Below are 18374 nucleotides of genomic sequence, written 5' to 3' on the forward strand. Positions count from 1 at the left end.
AATTTAGCATGATTGCCATGTCTGTAGAGTAAAAAAAGGGTGTGACAGTTATTTTGCAGTTGTGTGACCTTTTAAAGTGTGCAGGGTGGAAGTGTTGGTTAGTCAGCGTGGATTTTATAAAAATTTATTATGGAAGTAACTATGTCGGTATTAGTAGCAATTACAGGGCGAGATAACACAAAGTTAATAGCGCAATTACAAGCCCGATTACCCTCTACAAAAATACAGCAGTGGCCAGATTGCAATAATCTAGAAGCTATTGATTTTGTATTAGCATGGAAAGCACCGCACGATATGTGGGCAAAGTTGCCAAACCTTAAAGCGGTATCGTCATTTGGTGCGGGTGTAGACAGTATTGATTTAAATTTGCTTGGTGATGACGTAGATGTAGTGCGTATAGTTGATGAAAAATTGGCACAAGACATGGCCGAATATGTACTTACCCATGTTTTAGCGCAAAAATTACGATTAAAAGAATACTTTATTAAGCAAATGCAGCACCAATGGAAGCCCAAAAGGGCTTATCAACAAAACAATGTAGGTATTTTAGGATTTGGGGAGCTAGGTAAAGCATGTGCGAAACGACTTATTGCTAATAACTTTACTGTAAATGCTTGGGCTCATACACATAAAACCAGTAACACAGTTAATTTATTTTATGGCGAACAAGGGCTTAAAAAAATGCTTTGTAACATTGATTATCTAGTCTGCCTGTTGCCATTAACCAATAAAACAAAAGGTATTATCAATAAAAGTACAATTAGTTTGCTTCCTAATCATGCTGTTATTATTAATGTTGCACGAGGAGATCATGTTATAGAGACTGATTTACTTAACGCTTTAGAGGATAATTCGCTTCGGGCTGCAGTCATTGACGTGTTTGAACACGAACCCCTTAGTAAAGAACACCCTTATTGGCAGCATGATAAAATAACCCTTACACCGCATTGTGCTGCATTATCAGATATAAACAGTGTTGCAGCACAAATAGCAGAAAACGTTGAACGCTTGCAGCAAGGTATTACTTTAAATAATCGAATAGATAGAACGAAAGGATATTGATAAATTTAAAGAAACAGCTTGTTAACATATGTAATTTTTATTAATGTTGTATATGTTCTCAACAATAAAAATATAAAGAGGGTGAAATGAAAACAAATCAGGGTGGTGCTAGATTAAGCTTAATTATAATTTCTATAATAATATTAGGCGTATCTGCTTGGTTTAATCAGCCAACTATTTTATAGAATGGCACCACAGCAAGTTTAGCGTTTGCTGTGGATTTCTCTATTTTCGTGTTTTTTATCGGCACTTTTTTTGAGTAAAACATAAGTCGCACCACTCCCTCCATGATGCCTCTGTGCAGTATGATATGCCAAAACCGCCGGTAATTCAGGTAGCCATTTATTTACAAAACTTTTTAGTATTCCTGGTTTAGTTTTATTTTTAATTCCTACACCATGCCTAATAAGCACCACGCGAACATTTTGCTGCTGACAGTCATTAATAAAATTAAAGAGCGTATTGCGTGCATTTTTAAGTAGCTGGCCATGAAGGTCTAAGGTCGCATCAACTTGATACTTTGCTAAACGTAAGTTTTTAAATACAGGGCCTTGTACTCCGTCTTTTTTAAAACTTAATATAGCAAATGGCTCAACAAGCTCTACAGACTCTGTACTTAAGTAGTTTTCATCTGTTGATAGAGTATTTTCGGCCGCTTGTCGCTTTTGTTGTTGCGCAAGTGAAGAATGAGGGTTGCTTGATAACGGTTTAATAGTATCACTGCTAATAGGGGTCACATCTTCCATAGAAGATAAAAACAAATCAAAATCAGATAAGGACATACCGAAATCTCAAAATAATGTAGTACGAGGTCAATATTATCTTAGTTCACCTAATTACCCAACCATTTTGATTTATACAATAAAAAAAGCCCAGCAATGCTGGGCTATAAAATATTCTAGGGGAAATTGTTAGCTCTGAGTTACATTAAGTTGCCCAAATGTATAAACCTTAAACAGATAAAATGTATTGATCAATACTAAACTCATATTTGAAATAACACTCGACGACATAAGATCTAAGCTAAATGATAAAAATAACAGGCCACATGCACTTATGGCGGCTACGCGCAGTAATGTTATGTGGTTAATAAAGAATGCACCTAAACCTAGTGCAAGTAGTATCGTGTTTAAAAGCCAATCTAGCTCATTTAGCATGGTCGTTTCAATAGTTCAGTTGTTGAAAAAAGGAGCGCCATTATGGTGATCTTTTGCGCACCTTTCAACCAAATAATTTTACATTTTTCAGATTAGTTTTATTAATGCTAAAAGTAACTTTTAATCGCTGAAATGAGACCGTCGTCAGCAATAACTTGATACTTTTGGCAGCTCTGAGGATTCTGTAAATCACTGCATAAATAAAGAGATTTACGCTTATCGTCAAACTTAGGATGTAAATGCGAGTCAACAAGCGTTGCACCGTATCCAAATACACCAGGCCAATAAATACTTTTGCTAACCATCCCTAATTTTTTATAGGTGAGTAAAGTTGGTTTTGGAAAAGCTATAATGATAACTGCAATAATAGCGAGCGTTATTAACAGCCCTTTTTTAGGTTTAGGGTTTTGGCTATTTAACTCTGTATCAATAGTGTGTTGTTTAGTTTGTGCCTGCCTTTGAGAAGTTGCCCGAGTTTTATTTTTTTGTGTTGTATTTTTTCTTGCCGGTGTTTTACCTAGCAAGGATTGTTTTTTTGGTGTTTTTGACATAAAGCAGATCTGGCCTTTTTTACATAGGTCTTTATAATTCAAATAGTAAATTTATATACTAAGCTAATTATTATAATAACGTAAAGTTAGCTTATAGCCTATGAGGAATGAAGATGGACACGCAGCTATCAATTTTAATAGTGGATGACGTTAGCACGGTGCGTAGTTTTTTGAGCCAAACGCTCATGCATCTAGGGATAGACAATGTAAAGGAAGCATCTACTGCCTCACAGTGTATTAGTGAATGCCAAGCAGCAAAATACAGTATGATTTTTTTGGATATTGAGTTACCGGATGGAGACGGAAAAGAATTAATTGCACAAATCAACGAGATGAGTCCAGAAACGAATGTAATTATGGTGTCTGCGCATTCAGCTGTTGAAAATGTAAAAGATGCCATAGATAAAGGCGCTAAAGGGTTTATCGTAAAACCGTTTACACCTAAAAAAATAGCAGCCATGCTTAAAAAGTTTTATCCAGATTTAGAAATTATGTAGTCGAAAAACTTTTAAGTAAAAAAAAACCGGCAAAAGCCGGTTTTTTATATTCTAACAAAAACAAATTATAGCGCTTTGATCTTAGCTGCTAAACGGCTCTTATGACGAGCTGCTTTGTTTTTGTGGATTAGACCCTTAGTTGCGTAACGGTCTAGGATAGGTGTAGCAACAGAAAAAGCTTGCTGTGCAGCTTCTTTATCGCCAGCTTCAATAGCAACAACTACTTTTTTGAAGTAAGTGCGCATCATTGAGCGACGGCTTGCGTTGTGCTGACGGTTCTTTTCGCTAGTGATAGCGCGTTTTTTTGCAGACTTGATGTTAGCCAAGGTTTGCTCCTAACAATCTTAAAATAAAGCTTAAATTAAAGGCCGTGGAATATGCCTGTTTCTATCATGAATGTCAATTAAATTTAACTATTCAAGAAAAACTGCTCCTTATAACGAACATTAATTTGCCGCTTTAGCAGTTAATGACGCTATTGTAACAAAGCACAGACCCCCAGCCTAGTGCTTTAAAGCGATTTATAAAAAAGACTGTGGCATAATCGCGTATCTTAGGGATTTTTAAGTAGGTTTAAGGTGTCAAAAGGTTTATTTCGCTCCGGTATGATTGTTAGTTGTATGACTATGATCTCGCGTATTTTAGGGCTCGTAAGAGATGCCGTTGTTGCCAATTTACTCGGCGCAAGTGCTGCGGCTGATGTATTTTTATTTGCTAACCGAATTCCTAACTTTTTACGTCGCTTATTTGCCGAGGGCGCTTTTGCACAGGCATTCGTACCCGTTTTAAGTGAAATAAAAGAGCAACAAGGTGATGATAAAGTTAGGCTCTTTGTTGCCCAAGCTGCAGGTACGCTGGGCACTATTTTATTGTTAGTGACTATTTTTGGTGTAGTGGCTTCGCCGGTTATCGCCGCTTTATTTGGTACCGGCTGGTTTATTGATTGGTGGCAAGGCGGCCCCAATGCAGAAAAGTTTGAGCTGGCCAGTTCGTTATTAAAATTTACCTTTCCGTATTTGTTGTTTGTAAGTTTAGTCGCGCTGAGCGGTGCGGTAATGAATGTTTACAACCGTTTTGCCGTTGCCGCATTTACTCCTGTGTTACTCAATATATCAATAATCACCTGTGCTATTTTTTTACATGATAAGTTTAGTGTTGGTGCATATGCTCTCGCTATAGGTGTATTTGTTGGTGGCATTGTTCAGTTGTTATTTCAATTACCTTTTTTATTACGCGCTAAAATGTTGGCTCGCCCGCGCTGGGCTTGGCATGACGAAAACGTAAAAAAAGTGCGTAAGCTTATGCTGCCCGCATTGTTTGGCGTATCGATAAGCCAAATTAATTTATTACTAGATACTATGATTGCCTCATTACTGATGACAGGTTCTATAGCATGGCTTTATTACTCAGACAGGCTAATAGAGTTTCCGCTTGGTTTATTTGGGATTGGTATAGCCACTGTCATTTTACCGGCGCTTTCTAAATTGCACAGCAGTAAAAAATTGAGCGATTTTCAGCATACGTTAGATTGGGGAGTTCGCTTTGTAATATTTTTAGGTATACCAGCAATGGTTGGCTTAATGATAATAAGCCCACTTATAATTACGGTCCTATTCGATCATGGTGCCTTTAAAGAGGACAGTGTTGATCATGTAGAAGCGGTAAGTTTAGGTGTTGTAGCTTACTCTGTTGGGTTAGTTAGTTTTATGTTGATTAAAGTGCTCGCGCCTGGGTTTTATTCACGTCAAGATACTAAAACGCCCGTACGCATTGGTATTATAACCCTTGTGCTAAATATGGTATGTAATATTATGTTAGCCCCTTTTATAGGTTACTTAGGGTTAGCACTCGCTACATCAATGTCAGCCAGTTGTAATGCATTTTTACTTTATAGGCAGCTAAAAAAAGAAAATGTTTATCAGTTTTCTTCTATGAGTTTGCGTTTCACTATCAAGTGTATTGTTGCAAGTTTAGTCATGGGCTGTGTTACATGGTATGTAAGTAGTTACTATTTCTGGGCCTCGTGGGCTTTCGCACAACAAGTTATATTATTAATTGCCCTTGTTGTATTAGCAGGAGTTAGCTACTTTGCAATGCTCTTTTTAATGGGTGTAAGACTAAATACGATAAAAAGTGTAGCAATTACTGAATCAAACTAAAAAAAAGATTATAATCGGCAGCCTTGTGGCTTTTCCTTGATATAAGTCGTGATAATACTTGCTGAAAAAAGGCTTTAGGTGGCATGGAGTTAATTAGAGGTATACACAATATTCGCCCACACCATTTTGGGTGTGTGTTAACTATTGGTAATTTTGACGGCGTTCACTTAGGTCATGCGCAAGTATTAAAAGGCTTGTTAGCCGACGCAAAAGCACACAATTTACCCAGTACGGTGTTGTTGTTTGAGCCTCAACCTCAAGAGTTTTTTGCAAAAAATAATGCCCCAGCAAGGTTAACTCGCTTACGCGACAAGTTACGTTTATTAAGTGATTTAGGCATTGAACGTGTAATTTGTATTAGCTTTAATCAGCGGTTTGCAAATATGCATGCAGAACAGTTTGTAAACGAGATACTAATAAAAAAACTCGGTGTTAAAGCGTTAACGGTGGGTGACGACTTTAGATTTGGCCAACAACGTAAAGGTAATTTTAATTTACTTGTAAATATGGGTAAACAAGCAGGCATGGATGTACAAAGCACTGCGAGTTTTCATCAGTTAAATGCTAGAGTAAGTAGCACGTTAATACGTGAGGCATTGGCATGTGGTAACTTAGCCGATGCAAAAGTGATGCTTGGTCATAATTATGCGATTTCTGGGCGTGTTATACACGGTTGGAAACGAGGCCGTGAACTTGGCTTTAGAACTGCAAATATAGCGCTAAAGCGCCAAGTTTGCCCCGTGAATGGGGTATTTGCTGTGCAAGCGACTATTGCAGGGAAACAGGTTTTTGGGGTTGCTAATATAGGCAATAAACCCACATTTAATGGGACACGTGCACTTCTGGAAGTTCATCTTTTTGACTTTGCACAAGACATTTACGGACAATTTATGCACGTTGAGTTGATACAAAAACTCCGCGATGAAAAAAAATTCGAGACATTAACACAATTAACGGCGCAAATAGCAACAGACGTTGCCGCCGCTAAACAGTGTTTTGGTTTAAATCAGGTAGCCGATAGAGACGGAATGTAGGATAAATGAGCGACTATAAACATACTTTGAACTTACCGGAAACACCGTTTCCAATGCGTGGCAATTTGGCACAACGTGAACCAAAAATGCTAAAAGCATGGTATGAAGACGACCTATACGGTCAAATCCGCAGCGCTAAAAAGGGCAAAAAAACCTTTATTTTGCATGACGGTCCTCCATATGCGAATGGCGACATTCACTTAGGTCACTCAGTAAATAAAATTTTAAAAGACATTATTGTAAAGTCTAAAACCTTATCAGATTTCGACTCACCATATATTCCAGGTTGGGACTGTCACGGTTTACCAATCGAGCTAATGGTTGAGAAAAAAGTAGGTAAGCCTGGCGTTAAAGTAACTGCGAGCGAGTTTCGCGAAAAATGCCGCGCTTATGCTAAAAAGCAAGTTGAAGGTCAAAAAGTAGACTTTAAACGTTTAGGTGTGTTTGCCGATTGGGACAAGCCATACCTAACAATGAATTTTGATTTTGAAGCGAATGCAATTCGTGTACTTGGTCGTATTATTAAAAATGGTCACCTACACAAAGGTGCAAAGCCTGTGCACTGGTGTACTGATTGTGGCTCTGCATTAGCTGAGGCTGAAGTTGAGTATCAAGATAAACAGTCGCCAGCCATTGATGTGCGTTTTATTTTTGCTGACCAGGACGCCGTAGTTAATGCATTTGATATGGCACAAGGGCATAAAGGTAAAGGTAGTGTAGGTACTGTAATATGGACTACAACACCATGGACGCTTCCAGCAAACCGTGCAGTAGCCGTGCATGCTGAGTTAGAATATGCATTAGTACAAGTTGAAGATGAAGGCGCTGAGCAGCGTTTAATTTTAGGTTCAGAGCTTGTAAAAGATGCTATGGATCGTTTTGGTTTTAATCATTACCATGTTTTAGGTTACGTAAAAGGTGCTGCACTTGAAAACTTGCAAGTAGCGCATCCTTTTTATGACTTTAATGTACCGGTAATTGTTGCAGAACACGTAACTACGGACTCAGGTACTGGCGTGGTGCATACAGCACCGGGTCATGGTCAAGAAGATTTCGTGGCAGGCTTAAACTATAACCTAGAAGTTGCTAACCCAGTTGGCGCTAACGGTGTGTACTTGCCTGATACAGAATTATTTGCAGGCCAGCACGTATTTAAAGCAAACGCGAGCGTAATTGAAGTATTAAAAGAGCGTGGCGCTTTAGTGCATCACCATGCGCTTACTCATAGTTACCCACATTGCTGGCGTCATAAAACCCCTATTATTTTCCGTGCTACGCCACAATGGTTTGTTAGCATGGATCAGGCTAACTTACGTAAAGATTCACTTGCTGAAATTAAAAATACGCAGTGGTTACCAGAGTGGGGTGAAAGCCGTATTGCAAACATGGTCGAAGGTCGCCCAGATTGGTGTATTTCTCGCCAACGTACTTGGGGTGTACCCATTGCTTTATTTGTTGACAAAGACACCGGTGCATTACACCCAAATACCCAAGCGCTTATTGAGCAAGCTGCCGCATTAGTAGAAAAATCAGGTATACAGGCATGGTATGACTTAGAGCCAGAAACACTATTAGGCGAAGAAGACGCTAAACAATACATGAAAGTGCAAGATACACTCGATGTATGGTTTGACTCAGGCGTGTCGCATGCGTGTGTTGTTGATGCTCGTGAAGAATTAGTAGGTCCAGCAGATTTATATCTGGAAGGGTCGGATCAACACCGTGGTTGGTTTATGTCGTCGATGATGACATCGGTTGCAATTAATGGTCATGCCCCTTATAAACAAGTGCTTACGCATGGCTTTACCGTTGATGAAAACGGCAGAAAAATGTCTAAGTCATTGGGTAACGTTATCTCTCCGCAAAACGTTATGAATAAGTTGGGTGCTGACATTTTACGTTTATGGGTCGCGTCTACCGACTACACGGCTGAAATGACTGTATCGGATGAAATATTTAAACGCTCTGCAGATCGCTACCGCCGTATTCGTAACACAAGCCGTTACTTATTAGCTAACTTAAATGGTTTTGATCCTAAAACAGATCAGGTTGCTGTTGACGATATGGTTGAGCTTGATAAGTGGATTGTTGGCCGTGCTGCACAGCTTCAGGACGAAATTTTAGCCGCTTACGATAGCTACCAAATGCTATTAGTTACGCAAAAGCTAATGAACTTCTGTACGGGTGAGCTTGGTTCGTTCTATTTAGATGTAATTAAAGACCGTCAGTACACAGCTAAGAGCGACAGCCATGCACGCCGTTCTTGTCAAACTGCGCTTTACCACATTGCGGAAGCAATGACGCGTTGGATGGCACCAATTATGAGCTTTACAGCACAAGAAATTTGGGAAGCTTTACCTGGAGAACGTAGCGATTACGTATTTACATCAGTATGGTATGAAGGTTTACAAGCACCAACAAGTACCCAGTTTAGTAATGATGACTGGCAAGCAATTTTAAATGTACGTGACGAAGTGAACCGTTTATTAGAAGCGGCACGTAAAGAAGAAGTTATTGGTGCGGCTCTTCAAGCTACAGTTAATTTATTTGCGGGCGAAGAGCTGGCAAACAAATTAACAGCATTGGGTGATGAGCTGCGTTTTGTACTGCTAACGTCAGCTGTTAATGTAGCGCATGTTGATAGCCAGCCTGCAGATACGCAAGAAACAGAAATTGAAGGTTTGTACATTAGTGTTGCAGCAACAGATGCCGCCAAATGTGAACGTTGTTGGCATTACAGCGACGATGTAGGCATTGAGCCTGCTCACCCAGAAATTTGCGGTCGTTGTGTTAGTAATGTTGATGGCGAAGGCGAAAAGCGTCAATTCGCTTAGGGGATGTTTTTAGTGAGCAAACTAGCCCAAAAAAGTGGTTTAGTGTGGTTATGGTTGAGTCTATTGCTTTTAGCAATAGACTTTGCCAGTAAAACACTTGTTGTAAATACTATGGCTTATAGCGAGTCTATTAATTTACTACCTGTTTTTAGTATTACCTATGTGCATAACTATGGTGCTGCTTATAGTTTTTTAAGTGATGCTGGTGGTTGGCAACGTTGGTTTTTAAGCGCAATTGCAATTGCTATAAGTGCCTTATTGGTGTGGTGGCTAAAAAGATTACCCGCAACTAATAAAGTGTTATGTGGTGCTTACTCGTTAGTGCTTGCTGGCGCTATTGGTAACTTATACGACCGTATTGCTTACGGTTATGTAATTGACTTTATTCACGTATTTTATGAAGACTCACATTTTCCAGTATTTAACTTTGCTGACTGTGCTATTTGTGTAGGCGCGGCATTGTTATTATTTGACGCCTTTACAGGTGAGAGTCCGAAGGAGCATAAAGCATGAGCCAAGCTGTAATTGGTGAAAACTCGCAAGTTATTTTTCATTTTTCTATAAAACTTGAAGATGGCTCTGCCGCTGATTCAACTAAAGTGCACAACAAACCTGCAAAGTTAACAATGGGCGATGGCAGCTTAACGGCAAATTTTGAGAAGTGCCTATTAGGTCTAAGCGCAGGTGAAAGTAAAACCTTTGAATTAGAACCTGAAGATGCATTTGGTCAGCCAAACCCAGATAACATTTATTATGTTGATCGTAGTAAATTTGGCGCAGAAACACCTGCGAAAGTAGGTGCTATTATTGCGTTTACTCAACCTGATGGTACAGAGCTTCCGGGCTTAGTGCGGGAAGTGCAGGGTGAGTCGGTTACTATTGATTTTAACCATCCGCTATCTGGCCAGCGTTTAACATTTGAAGTTGATATTATTGAGGTAAAAGGCTAATGGATATTTTATTAGCTAATCCACGTGGCTTCTGCGCAGGCGTTGATAGAGCAATTAGCATAGTAGAGCGCGCTTTAGATATTTTTGAAAAGCCAATTTACGTACGTCATGAAGTTGTTCATAACAAATATGTTGTTGACGGCTTAAAGAACCGGGGCGCAGTGTTTGTAGAAGAATTACACCAAGTACCAGACGACAGCATTGTTATTTTTAGTGCGCATGGTGTATCTCAAGCGGTACGCTCTGAAGCCAAGCGCAGAGAGTTAAAAGTATTTGATGCGACTTGTCCACTTGTAACTAAAGTACATATGGAAGTAACCCGCGCAAGCCGTAAGGGTATAGAATGTATTTTAATTGGCCATCATGGTCACCCAGAGGTTGAAGGCACCATGGGGCAATACGACAATGATGCTGGCGGTATTTATTTAGTAGAAACCGTAGACGATGTTATTGCGCTTAATGTTAAAGATGCAAAAAACTTATTTTATTGTAGTCAAACAACGCTCTCTGTTGATGACACTGCTGATGTAATAGATGCATTACGAGAAAAATTTCCTGCAATTGACGGCCCGCGTAAAGATGATATTTGTTACGCGACTCAAAATCGCCAAGATGCTGTTCGCGACCTAGCTGATAAGGTTGATGTATTATTAGTTGTTGGTGCGAAAAATAGCTCAAACTCAAATCGCTTGCGTGAACTTGCAGATAAAATGGGTACAACCGCTTACTTAATTGACGATGCTACTGATGTACAGGAGCAGTGGGTTTCAAGCGCTAATTCAGTAGGGGTTACGGCTGGTGCGTCAGCACCTGAAGTGCTTGTTCAGCAGGTAATAAGTCGTTTAAAAGAGTTGGGTGGCACACAAGTTGTAGAAAACCCAGGTGAAGAAGAAAATATCGTATTTGCTGTTCCTGTGGAGCTGCGTTAATCTATATAAATTAATTATTTAGATTACAAGGAGAGCTGTGATGAGCAAAACGCCTCAATCGGATGTATTGCTTTTTTCAGCTCTTTTTAATGAGCGAGGTGTGCTTGCCTCGCTTGTTGTCACTCAAGTTATTGCGGTTGTTTTAGCATTTGCTCCGCATGCTCAGGGTGATATATGGCTTAGGCTTGGAATAATTAGCCTATTTTTACATTTAATTGTTTTATCAAGTACTTCCTCGTTATATATAGCTCGGCACTTTTTACAAAAGCGCACACGTGCTATACAGCTTTCACTTTTTTTTGTTTCTTTTTTATTATTTACCAGCCTATTCAGTGTTTTATTTTCGCGCTTTGCGTTTGATATAAATACAACTGAACACCTTATTTATTTTGTTATTCAAAATACTATTATTGTTGCATTTTTAGTTGCTTTATTTGTGCAGTTTTTGCTTATCTATGCTGAAAAAGAGCAACAAACTAAGGCACTTTCCCGTGCTGAGTTAGACGCTTTGCAAGCACGAATTCGTCCACACTTTTTATACAACAGCTTAAATACAGCGGCAGAATTAACGCATCACGATGCCGCGGCTGCAGAGCAAGCTATTTTAGCATTAGCTGCATTGTCACAAGCGGCAATGCGTTCAGGGCAAAGCGTGTTGTTGAACGATGAGGTAACACTGAGTAAGCAATATATTGCCTTAGAAACTTGGCGCTTTGGTGAGCGGTTAAAAGTTAATTGGCACATTCCCTCAGATTTACCAGCATTAAATATACCGTGTTTAACACTTCAGCCATTAATTGAAAACGCAGTATGCCACGGTGTTGAAACAAGTGAAGACGGCGCGACAATAAATGTAGAGCTGCATATCACCACCGGCTATATAACAATGATTGTCTCAAACCCAATTACAGCCTCAAAGGAGCAGACTAGGCCTAATAATGGAATGGCACTTGATAATATTCGCCAGCGTTTAAATATTTATTATAAAAATAAAGCGCAGCTTACTATTACTAATAGGGATGGCGTATACAGGGTGAAAGTCGTTATTCCTAAACATATTGAGAATAGCTTATGAATGTACTGATTGTTGATGATGAACCATTAGCTAGGACGCGATTAAAACGGCTTTTAGCAGTTGACAAAAGCATAGTGATAAAAGCAGAGGCAGCGAATGGGAATGAAGCGTTAGAGCTTGCTAAAAAGTATAACCCTGATTTAATTTTTTTAGATGTCGATATGCCAGGAATGAATGGCTTAGAGGTAGCGCATAAGCTAAACAGAATGCCTTTACCACCCGCTATTGTGTTTGTTACGGCTCACCCAGAGCATGCATTAGATGCCCTGCAATTAAGTGCTGCGGGATATCTAGTTAAACCTATTACCGACCAATCTTTAAGTAAAGTGCTAGATCAGCTAGGGCGTTTAAATAAAGCGCATGTGCAAAAACAGCAATCAGCTAAAATTAGTTACCAGGTGGCAGGGGTTATAAAAAGTGTAGAGCTTGACAGCATTATTTATTTTATCGCGCAGCAAAAATACACAAACATGGTTTTTGAAGGTGGAGAAGCCTTTATAGAACAGAGCTTAAAACAGTTAGAGCTACTTTACCCCGCCCAGTTGTTACGAATTCATAGAAATACCTTAGTAAACAAAAGTAAGCTGCTATGTTTGAAAACACAAAATACAGGGGTACATACAATAGAACTTGTTGGTTGCAAAGAGCACTTAGCTGTAAGCCGACGGGAACTAAAAGCAGTTAAAGATATATTAAATGCCTAGCTGTTAACCGTTTATCAACAAATCCTACCGCTTATCCTAGTAAGTATTGAATCTAAATTTTAATGCCATAAACTTACAATCAGACAATTTTTTATTTGGTTTTGGTATGCAATCGTCTCAAACAAAATTTCAAAAAGGCTTCACACTAATTGAAGTACTTATTGCATTTATAATTTTAAGTTTTGGCTTATTAGGGGCCGTGGCTTTGCAAGCTAAAGCTAAGCAGGCAAGTTTTGATTCTATGCAGCGAGCTGCTGCTGTTGCGCTAGGAAACGATATTATTCAACGTATTCGTGCAAATGATACACCGCAATTAGTTGGGCTTTACGCTAAAACATTTAATAGTGAAACCTCTACAACAACGTCTCAAACTTGCTTCACAGCAAGCTGCAGTGCAGCGCAAGTTGCAGCTTTAGATTTAGAACAATGGAAACGCGCGATTAGAGCGCGAGAAAATACAGGCGCCTTAGATGACGCAACTGTGTGTATTAGGCCAACAGCAGTTGGTGGCTCAGGTGGTAAAGCATTTAATTTAGAAGTGATTATTTCATGGCAAGGCAGACAAGAATTTACAGCCAATGATGCAACAGCCGCAATTGAGTGTGGCGAATCAGACAAAAAGCGCCGTTTAGTGGTTTTAACTAGTTACATTTACCTTAGGAGTTAAGCATGAGCATTAAGCAAAAAGGTTTTACCCTTGTAGAAATGATGATCTCGCTTTTTATAGGGGGCTTAGTACTTGGCGGCGTTATGTTCACCTACATTGGCATGAAAGTAACCACAAAAGACACCATGACCATAGGTGAGATCCAAGAGTCTGCGCGCCTTGCTATTAACATTATGCAGCGTGATATAGAACAAATTGGATTTTGGGGCACATACTACGATGACTCTTTTGTCGCAGGGAATACAACAAGGGCGACGGCAACAACTCCTGCACCAGATTGTTTTGAAGGGGCTAATAACGGGAGTTTTCCTGATTTAGCGTCTGCCACTAACTTTAGAACCATTTATGCAAAGGTTGCAGAAGAGTCCAAAGAACTAAATTGCGTGAGTAACCCTGTTAAAAGTACAGATATTTTACAGCTTAAATTTTTACAAGGTAACCGCTTAACAGTAGGAGCCGCAGGAAACGAAACCCAAGCAGGTCAAAACTACTTTGTTGCAGAGCAAGAAAAGGCGCAATTTGTTCGCGGCGTAGTCAATGCTGGTGCGCTAAATATTAATGCAACGGTTTGGCCTTATAGCCACCACGTTTATTACATTTCAGAGCAAACGTACAAAGTTAATAATAAAAATATTACTGTTCCCGCATTGATGAGAAAACGCTTGGTGGGGGCTAATATTTCTACAGAGACAATAATGGAAGGCGTAGAAAATATGCGCTTTGTTTTTGGCCTCGATACAAATAACGACAGCCGCATTGATACCTATAAAAGTATCGGCGATATGGAACATTCAGACTGGGAAGACCGAAAGGGTATTTTAACTGTTCAAGTATTCTTATTGATAAGAGCTTTACAAGAAGACCCCGGGCTTAAATTAAAGAATCAAACATATACCTTGGGCGAAGACGATAATAAGCGCCAGTTAACATTTAATGACAGTTACAGACGCACCGTATTTACTACCACAATTCGATTAAACAACGTTGGATCAAACTTATGGCGTATTTAAAAAACTCACCTAACAAACAGCAGGGTGTTGTGCTCATTACTGCATTAATTATGGTAATAGCCGTCACTGGTATTGCTGTAACACTGATGAGTAGCAGCAGTATTGACGTTAAAATTACAAATGCAGCGCAAGAACGAGAAGTCGCTGAAAACGAACTTATTGGTGAAGTTCAAAGAATGATTTCTGATGAGGCTAACAAAGGGGCTGCAAACCAGTTTTTTTTAACACCCGATGAAGTCTCACACCATTCTGGAGACAACGGTGAAGGTATGACAATTGCAACGCACGGCGATATGCAAAGTAAAATGATTAACTTAAATCAAGGTGCACTTGATTTAGAATGCCCAAGGCGCTTTAACTTCACAGCGGGTATATCGTGCAACATGGTACAAGTTGCTACTACCGTTGAATATGGATCTAAAGCAAAGCATTCACTCACAATTGTGACAGGTGTAGCACAAGAAATGGCTAGTATGAGTAAGGGAATTTAAGATGAATTTTAAATTAAACAAAGTGCTAGCGGCATTACTTGGTTTAGCGGTCAGTACAACGGCAAGCGCAGAAGACATTGAGTTATATGTAAACCATGATGTGGACCTTGATGAAAAACCCCGTGTTTTACTCATTTTCGATACCTCCGGAAGTATGGCTTTTTCATCTACTAATGGCAATGACTGTGGTTTTAATGAAAGTACTAATTTATTCATTCATTGTCCTGATAGCCGTCTATCAGCTGCAAAAACTGCAATGAAAAAAGTAGTTAATGATAATGAAGAGATTGACTTTGGTTTAATGCGTTTTGTGGGGACATCGGGGGGCTATGTTGTTGAAGGTATAGGGAGTCCGCATTCCGACATAACCTCATCAATTGATAGGTTGCCTGCCGATGGTGGTACGCCCTTATCTGAAACTCTTTGGGAAGCATATCTTTACATTACAGGCGGTAGTTTAGAATACGCAGAACCAGTAGAACGATCAAATAGAGATACGTCAATAGAAAACGAGGTATTAACTGGAAGAGAGCTTGTCCGACGGTGTAATAGAGGAGGAAGACGGTGCTGGAATGAATGGCAAAATACGTATAGCTACAATTATATTTCTCCTTTTGCCGACTCAACAGCTGAGGCAAAACGTTGTGATAACTCAGTAAACATTATCTATATGACCGATGGTGATCCTTCTCCTAGGTATGTGTTTGATCGTTGGGGAAGGCGTTATATCAATGAAAATAGCGATAACGCTAGTGATAGTTCAATAAGTGACGCCCATAATGATTTTTTCAACACGCCCTTAGTTGAGAGTGATTATGTTTATAATAATTACCTGCACCAATTGGCTAAGATAATTCACGGTACTAGTGATACAACAGTTGATTTGTATCCATCAACGCCTGATATTCATGAAACTGGGCGCCTATATACGATAGGCTTTGGTTCAGGTATGAGTGAGGATGGACAAGAATTATTGCGTCAAGCCGCTCAATTAGGTGGTGGTGAAAATTTACCGGCCAGTACACCAGATCAACTTTCGGCATCATTAAACAGCGCAATTTCTCGCATTCGAGAGGTAAACGATAGTTTTTCATCTCCTTCAGTGGCCAGTAATAATGTAGACCAAACAAGAAGCCGTGACGCTATTTATTTTGCAATGTTTTATCCAGAAACTAATACTCGTTGGGGCGGCAATTTAAAAAAATTAAAAGTGTCTGGGAGCCAAATTGTTGACTCTACAGGAGCCAACGCACTTGACTCAAATGGTTTAATTGATACGGATGCAAAAACTTTCTGGTTACCTTCTGGGCAATCAGCGGACGGTAACCTTGTTGCGCAGGGCGGTGTTAATTATCACTTAAGTAGTTTAACAGGCAGTGATTTGGAAAACCGCCGTAAAATATATACTGATAAGCAAGGAGATATTGTCAGGTTTACTTCATCTAAAGTTAATGAAGTTTTAGACTTAGTTCCAGATAACTCTATTTTATTATCGGATTCTGATATCAAATGGACTATGGGAATAGACGTTGATGATGAAGATAGTGACAACAGTACTACAGATCAAAGGCAAAATATTTTTGGCGACCCGCTTCATTCTAAACCTGTTGCATTAGATTACGGTAATAATGATATTCGTATTCTAATTGGCACTAATGCCGGTTTCTTACATATGTTTAAGGATGATGATGTTAATAACACAGTAAGTGAAAGCTGGGCTTTTATTCCCTCTGAACTTTACGACATAATAAAACCCTTACGCACCAAAGAAACGGGTAAGAAATATGGCATGGATGGCCCTATAAGCGTTTACTTTAATAACAAAAGCTTAAACAGCGATGGGTTAAATGATGGAATTATTGACGCCAGTGGAGACGATAAAGTATGGGCGTTTGCGGGTATGCGTCGCGGTGGAGAAAACTACTATGCGCTTGATATTACCAACCCAGATGAGCCTAAAAAACTGTGGGATAACCCAATTGAAGGCGGTAAAGGTCAATTTCAAGAGCTGGGGCAAACATGGTCTAAGCCGCAGATTGCTTATATTAAAGCATTTGGTGATAAACCATTACTTGTATTTGGAGCAGGATACGACACAAATAAAGACGCGGTTATTAAAAGTGAAGATAGTGTAGGCCGAGGCATATACATTGTTGAGGCCGAAACCGGTAAACGAGTGTGGGCATTAACGCCTAACATTAATGGGTTTAAGGGCAAACACAGCATTGCTGCAAATATTACTACGTTAGATTCTGACTATGACGGCTATATAGACAGAATATACGCAGCCGATACAGGCGGTGATGTGTGGCGTATAGATATGCCAGGCACAAATACCAATGATTTTAGTCATTTTAAACTGGCAGAACTTGGCAGTAACAAAGCAACAGAAGACAGACGCTTTTTTTACAAGCCACTTGTTGCGCGTACTATTTACAGTAAAGTTTCAGAAACGACGGTTAACGGTAAAAAAGTGATTACACGTTTGGATACACCGTATGATGCAATAGTTATAGGCAGTGGTAACCGCTCTAAACCAACTGGTACAAATGAGCAAGACCAACTCTTTATGATAAGAGATGAAAATACAGTTACACAAACGTTTAAAACTAACGCACCAGACACCATTAAACCAGATGATTTAATGCTGATGAATTCAGACCCGTTTGGTAATGCACTTGATGATGTGGACGATTTTGTAGACTTAGAAATAGATTTAGCAAAATTCAATGGCTGGCGTTATGAGTTAGGCACAGGAGAGAAATCGCTTGCCGCTTCAACGGTAGTGGGTGGTGTTGCGTACTTTACTAGCTTTACTCCGGCGTCAGATTCATCAACAGAAAACCAATGTTCGCTTAGTGGCGGGGGAGGCTCATTGTATGCTTTCCACCTGCATTACGGTACAAAAGTGTATGACGACCTAAAATTTTCAACCAGTTACGATGTACCAGATACACCGCAACTTTACTTTGGAGAAGGTCCTTCATGTGCGGATGGTAATGGCGATGGTAAGTGTGATGACAATCCAACATTATCTGTAACACAAGAAAGTCAATTTTACCTTATTGGACCGGGTATAAAAGGGGAAAATGCACAAAACCCAATGAAGCCAGTGGAGATCACAGGCCCAGGTTTAAATGTGGTTGATGGTAAAGTGCAGCTTGTTAACCCTGATAATACATTAGGCTTTGGATTTAGAACGCAGCAAACGTATATCTATAAGCGTGAAGAAAATGATGAAGTTGGAAATTAAG

At 39.5% G+C, this 18374-nt stretch carries 18 protein-coding genes; 14 read left to right on the plus strand and 4 right to left on the minus strand.

Annotation, left to right across the window (positions count from 1 at the left end; all coding sequences use genetic code 11):
* Positions 1–141 precede the first annotated feature (141 nt).
* Positions 142–1062 carry a 2-hydroxyacid dehydrogenase gene (locus tag PMAN_RS03205; protein WP_010555927.1) on the plus strand — a complete coding sequence of 307 codons (921 nt, stop codon included), beginning with the start codon at positions 142–144 and terminating at the stop codon, positions 1060–1062.
* A gap of 203 nt (positions 1063–1265) precedes the next feature.
* On the opposite strand, the gene smrA is transcribed toward PMAN_RS03205, so the two are convergent.
* The 3 genes from smrA to PMAN_RS03215 all read right to left on the minus strand — a co-directional run bounded on the left by smrA (position 1266) and on the right by PMAN_RS03215 (position 2770).
* Positions 1266–1844, minus strand: a complete 579-nt coding sequence (gene smrA, locus PMAN_RS03210) for a DNA endonuclease SmrA (protein WP_010555928.1) — start codon at positions 1842–1844, stop codon at positions 1266–1268.
* A gap of 129 nt (positions 1845–1973) precedes the next feature.
* Positions 1974–2219 carry a hypothetical protein gene (locus tag PMAN_RS19095; protein WP_006792771.1) on the minus strand — a complete coding sequence of 82 codons (246 nt, stop codon included), beginning with the start codon at positions 2217–2219 and terminating at the stop codon, positions 1974–1976.
* Positions 2220–2326: 107 nt separating this feature from the next.
* A complete protein-coding gene (locus tag PMAN_RS03215) occupies positions 2327–2770 on the minus strand; it encodes a hypothetical protein (protein ID WP_006792772.1) in 444 nt (147 codons plus the stop codon).
* 113 nt (positions 2771–2883) lie between these two features.
* Here PMAN_RS03215 and PMAN_RS03220 point away from each other — a divergent pair, with 113 nt between their 5' ends.
* Entirely contained in the window at positions 2884–3267 is a 384-nt protein-coding gene (locus tag PMAN_RS03220) for a response regulator (RefSeq protein WP_006792773.1), read from the plus strand.
* A 65-nt stretch (positions 3268–3332) separates the two neighbouring features.
* Here the strand turns inward: PMAN_RS03220 and rpsT are convergent, their stop codons facing one another.
* Complete coding sequence (rpsT, locus tag PMAN_RS03225) at positions 3333–3593, minus strand: 30S ribosomal protein S20 (RefSeq protein ID WP_006792774.1); 261 nt, start codon at positions 3591–3593, stop codon at positions 3333–3335.
* A 294-nt stretch (positions 3594–3887) separates the two neighbouring features.
* Here rpsT and murJ point away from each other — a divergent pair, with 294 nt between their 5' ends.
* The 12 genes from murJ to PMAN_RS03285 all read left to right on the plus strand — a co-directional run bounded on the left by murJ (position 3888) and on the right by PMAN_RS03285 (position 18373).
* Complete coding sequence (gene murJ, locus PMAN_RS03230) at positions 3888–5426, plus strand: murein biosynthesis integral membrane protein MurJ (protein WP_033034929.1); 1539 nt, start codon at positions 3888–3890, stop codon at positions 5424–5426.
* Between the two features lie 83 nt (positions 5427–5509).
* Entirely contained in the window at positions 5510–6460 is a 951-nt protein-coding gene (ribF, locus tag PMAN_RS03235) for a bifunctional riboflavin kinase/FAD synthetase (protein ID WP_006792776.1), read from the plus strand.
* A gap of 5 nt (positions 6461–6465) precedes the next feature.
* Positions 6466–9294 carry an isoleucine--tRNA ligase gene (gene ileS, locus PMAN_RS03240; RefSeq protein WP_010555930.1) on the plus strand — a complete coding sequence of 943 codons (2829 nt, stop codon included), beginning with the start codon at positions 6466–6468 and terminating at the stop codon, positions 9292–9294.
* A 12-nt stretch (positions 9295–9306) separates the two neighbouring features.
* Complete coding sequence (lspA, locus tag PMAN_RS03245; RefSeq protein WP_010555931.1) at positions 9307–9807, plus strand: signal peptidase II; 501 nt, start codon at positions 9307–9309, stop codon at positions 9805–9807.
* On the plus strand, positions 9804–10244 hold the full coding sequence (gene fkpB / locus PMAN_RS03250; protein ID WP_008132561.1) for an FKBP-type peptidyl-prolyl cis-trans isomerase: 441 nt from the start codon (positions 9804–9806) through the stop codon (positions 10242–10244). The genes lspA and fkpB overlap by 4 nt, the downstream gene beginning before the upstream one ends.
* Positions 10244–11173 (plus strand): 4-hydroxy-3-methylbut-2-enyl diphosphate reductase, encoded by a 930-nt coding sequence (ispH, locus tag PMAN_RS03255; RefSeq protein WP_008132560.1) that lies wholly within the window; start codon positions 10244–10246, stop codon positions 11171–11173. Before fkpB ends, ispH begins: the two co-directional genes overlap by 1 nt.
* A gap of 40 nt (positions 11174–11213) precedes the next feature.
* Positions 11214–12248, plus strand: coding sequence for a sensor histidine kinase (locus tag PMAN_RS03260; protein ID WP_010555932.1), 1035 nt, complete (start codon positions 11214–11216; stop codon positions 12246–12248).
* Entirely contained in the window at positions 12245–12952 is a 708-nt protein-coding gene (locus PMAN_RS03265; RefSeq protein ID WP_010555933.1) for a LytR/AlgR family response regulator transcription factor, read from the plus strand. Before PMAN_RS03260 ends, PMAN_RS03265 begins: the two co-directional genes overlap by 4 nt.
* 106 nt (positions 12953–13058) lie before the next feature.
* Positions 13059–13619, plus strand: a complete 561-nt coding sequence (gene pilV / locus PMAN_RS03270; protein WP_008132554.1) for a type IV pilus modification protein PilV — start codon at positions 13059–13061, stop codon at positions 13617–13619.
* A 2-nt stretch (positions 13620–13621) separates the two neighbouring features.
* Positions 13622–14629: a PilW family protein gene (locus PMAN_RS03275; RefSeq protein WP_010555935.1), complete on the plus strand. Its 1008-nt coding sequence runs from the start codon at positions 13622–13624 to the stop codon at positions 14627–14629.
* Positions 14617–15120 carry a hypothetical protein gene (locus PMAN_RS03280; RefSeq protein WP_010555936.1) on the plus strand — a complete coding sequence of 168 codons (504 nt, stop codon included), beginning with the start codon at positions 14617–14619 and terminating at the stop codon, positions 15118–15120. The genes PMAN_RS03275 and PMAN_RS03280 overlap by 13 nt, the downstream gene beginning before the upstream one ends.
* A 1-nt stretch (position 15121) precedes the next feature.
* Positions 15122–18373 carry a PilC/PilY family type IV pilus protein gene (locus PMAN_RS03285; protein ID WP_010555937.1) on the plus strand — a complete coding sequence of 1084 codons (3252 nt, stop codon included), beginning with the start codon at positions 15122–15124 and terminating at the stop codon, positions 18371–18373.
* Position 18374: the final 1 nt, after the last annotated feature.

The sequence above is a fragment of the Pseudoalteromonas marina genome (genome assembly GCF_000238335.3).
In the GTDB taxonomy this organism is placed as follows: Bacteria; Pseudomonadota; Gammaproteobacteria; order Enterobacterales; family Alteromonadaceae; genus Pseudoalteromonas; species Pseudoalteromonas marina.